Here is a 3,680-nt window from a genome sequence, read left to right on the forward strand (position 1 = left end):
TTTACTTTTGAAGTTTATTATTGTATAGAATGACCAGTCAGTCAATCTGTATTCTGAAAATGATATACACAATGGAGGTCGTAATGAATTCTATCATTAATTTTGTACTAAAGAACAAGTTCGCTGTGTGGCTGATGACGATTATTGTTACGGTTGCCGGCATTTATGCGGGTTTAAATATGAAGCAGGAATCAATTCCTGATGTGAACATGCCTTATTTGACCGTCAGCACGACATACCCCGGAGCCACTCCGAGCCAGGTAGCTGATGAAGTCACAAAGCCTGTTGAACAAGCCGTGCAAAACCTGGACGGCGTCAGCGTTGTGACGTCCACTTCGTATGAAAACGCATCATCGGTGATGATTGAATACGATTATGAAAAGGATATGGACAAAGCGAAGACGGAAGCCGCTGAAGCATTGGCGAATCTCGATCTGCCGGACAATGCGAAAGAGCCGAGCATTTCGCGCTACAGCATGAATTCCTTCCCGATCCTCGCGCTCAGCGTGTCCAGTGATAAAGACGATCTTCAAAGCTTGACGAAAAAAGTGGAAGACAGCCTCCTGACGAAGCTTGAAGGCCTTGAAGGCGTAGCTTCCGTTCAGCTTTCCGGGCAGCAGGTTGAAGAAGTCGAATTTTCATTTAAAAAAGACAAATTGAAGCAATATGGGCTTGACGAGGATACAGTCAAGCAAGTGATTCAAGGATCTGATGTGACGACTCCGCTTGGGTTGTACACATTCGGGAAAGAAGAAAAATCGGTCGTCGTGAGCGGCGATATCGAAACAATTAAAGACTTGAAAAATATGAGAATTCCAGCGGCGTCTGCCGGAGGCGCAAGCGCGCAAGCCGGAGCGCAAAGTGCGCAAGCGGCCCAGGGCGCGCAGGCTCAAGCCGGAGCACAGAGCGCCGGACAAGCTCAGCAAAGCGCGGGAATCCCGACGGTTAAGCTGTCTGACATCGCAACGATTAAAGATGTCAAAAAAGCCGAATCCATTTCACGAACCAATGGTAAAGACAGCATCGGCATCAGCGTCATTAAAGCAAACGACGCCAATACCGTCGAGGTAGCCGACAACGTAAAAGCTGAACTCGAACAATTCAAAAAAGACCACAAAGGCTTCAAATACAGCTCGACATACGATCAAGCCGAACCGATCACCGAGTCGGTCGAGACGATGCTGAGCAAAGCGATTTTCGGAGCGATCTTTGCGGTTGTGATCATTCTCTTATTCCTAAGGGATATTAAATCAACATTAATCTCGGTCATTTCGATTCCATTGTCATTGTTAATCGCACTGCTTGTCTTGAACCAGCTTGATATCACGCTCAATATCATGACGCTCGGCGCCATGACGGTCGCCATCGGACGGGTTGTCGACGACTCGATCGTCGTCATTGAAAACATTTACCGCCGCATGAGGCTGAAAGATGAGCCGCTGCGCGGAAAAGCGCTCGTGCGCGAAGCGACGAAGGAAATGTTCATGCCGATCATGTCATCAACGATCGTGACGATCGCGGTATTCCTGCCGCTCGCACTCGTCGGCGGTCAAATCGGCGAATTGTTCCTGCCGTTTGCCTTAACGATTGTATTCGCGCTTGCCGCATCCCTGCTGATCGCGATCACGCTCGTGCCGATGCTTGCGCACACCCTCTTCAAAAAGTCGTTGACAGGTGCGCCGGTGAAGGCGAAAGAACACAAGCCTGGGGTACTGGCCAACTTCTACAAAAAAGTGTTAAATTGGTCGCTCAGCCATAAATGGATCACTTCGATCATCGCGGTTCTAATGCTGGTCGGAAGCTTGTTCCTCGTGCCGCTAATCGGAGCGAGCTACTTGCCTGCTACAAAAGATAAAATGGTGCAAATCACATACACTCCTGAACCGGGAGAAACGAAAAAAGAAGCGGAAAAAGAAGCGCAAAAAGCTGAAAAAGTCCTATTGGACCGCAAACACGTCGATACGGTTCAATATACGTTAGGAGCGGGAAATCCGCTGATGGGCGGAAGCTCAAACGGCGCGTTGTTCTATATCAAATATGAGGAAGACACACCTGATTTTGATAAAGAAAAAGACAACGTCCTAAAAGACATTCAGAAGCAATCCAAACGCGGAGAATGGAAAACCCAGGATTTCAGCTCTTCAGGCAATAACAATCAGTTAACCTATTATGTGTACGGAGCTTCAGAAAAAGAGATTAAAGGCACTGTAAAAGAGATCGAAAAGATTATGAAAGACCAAAATGACCTGAAGAACGTAAACTCAGGCCTGTCCAGCACATATGACGAATTTACTTTTGTCGCTGACCAGGAGAAATTAAGCAAACTCGGGTTAACGGCATCACAGATTTCTCAGGCGCTCATGAAAGAAACATCGCAGGCGCCGCTTACAACCGTGAAAAAAGACGGAAAAGATCTTGATGTCACGATTAAAACAGAAGAAGAAACATATAAAAGCGTCAAAGATTTAGAAAACAAGAAAATCACAACTCCGACCGGCCAGGAAGTAAAAATCGGCGATGTCGCGAAAGTGAAAGAAGGCACGACATCTGACACGATTTCAAAACGCGACGGCAAAATCTATGCCGATGTCACGGCGGAAGTCACATCTGAAAACGTCACAGCCGTATCAGTCGACGTACAGAAAAACACCGACAAGATCGAGCTGCATGACAACGTCACAATCGATACAGGCGGCGTATCCGCTGATATCGAAGATTCCTTTACAAAACTCGGACTCGCGATGCTTGCGGCGGTCGCGATCGTCTACCTCGTGCTTGTGATTACATTCGGCGGAGCACTGGCGCCATTTGCGATCCTGTTCTCGCTACCGTTTACGATTATCGGCGCCTTGGTGGGACTATACGTATCAGGAGAAACGATCAGCCTGAACGCAATGATCGGAATGCTGATGCTGATCGGAATCGTCGTCACAAACGCAATTGTCTTAATCGACCGCGTCATCCATAAGGAAGCGGAAGGGCTCTCAACGAGAGAAGCGCTCCTTGAAGCCGGCTCTACAAGGCTCCGTCCGATCCTGATGACGGCCATCGCCACAATCGGCGCCCTGATTCCATTGGCGCTCGGATTTGAAGGCGGCAGCCAGGTCATTTCAAAAGGACTCGGCGTCACCGTTATCGGCGGTTTGATCAGTTCGACGCTCCTTACCCTTCTGATCGTACCGATCGTATACGAAGTGCTGGCGAAATTCCGCCGGAAAAAACCGGGTATGAAAGAAGAGTAAGTCGATAAAACATGAACCCCTTGGAATGCTCCTTTCCAAGGGGTTTTTTCTTTGATGAGACGATCGTCGGTGTTTAACAAATATATCCTGTGTTATGCTTTGTTTAGAAAAGGCAACAGAGGAGGCAGTGAATGGAATCGAAAGGAAACAACGAACCAAGCCCCAAAGCCGTAAAGCGGCTCACCTGGATCATACCGATCGTGTTGATCGGAGTCATATTTCTCTTAAAAAATATAAGAAACCCTGTGACTGATGTTTTATTTTATATTGTATGTGCAGGTGTTATCGCCTTAGTCATTTTCAGCATCATGAAAGAGACAAAAAGCAGATGAAAGCATGTTATGAGCTTGTCGATAAAGGTTGAAATGATCTTCATCGACAAGCTTTTTTAATGCTGCTGATTTCGTTCTCCAGCCCCGCAAAGAAGCGGTTAATCAT

General features: G+C 47.3%; 2 protein-coding genes. Both read left to right on the top strand.

The annotated features are described in order from the left end of the window. The first annotated feature begins 83 nt into the window (after positions 1-83). Positions 84-3,242: an efflux RND transporter permease subunit gene (locus C1T29_RS04435; RefSeq protein ID WP_208945626.1), complete on the top strand. Its 3,159-nt coding sequence runs from the start codon at positions 84-86 to the stop codon at positions 3,240-3,242. Between the two features lie 131 nt (positions 3,243-3,373). Continuing rightward, positions 3,374-3,574, top strand: coding sequence for a hypothetical protein (locus C1T29_RS04440; protein WP_020450473.1), 201 nt, complete (start codon positions 3,374-3,376; stop codon positions 3,572-3,574). Positions 3,575-3,680: the final 106 nt, after the last annotated feature.

This window comes from Bacillus sp. MBGLi79, assembly GCF_002953915.1.

Bases quoted from the DNA above. Each gene is read 5' to 3' on its own strand.
- C1T29_RS04435 (WP_208945626.1), top strand. From the start codon at position 84: ATGAATTCTATCATTAATTTTGTACTAAAGAACAAGTTCGCTGTGTGG.
- C1T29_RS04440 (WP_020450473.1), top strand. From the start codon at position 3,374: ATGGAATCGAAAGGAAACAACGAACCAAGCCCCAAAGCCGTAAAGCGG.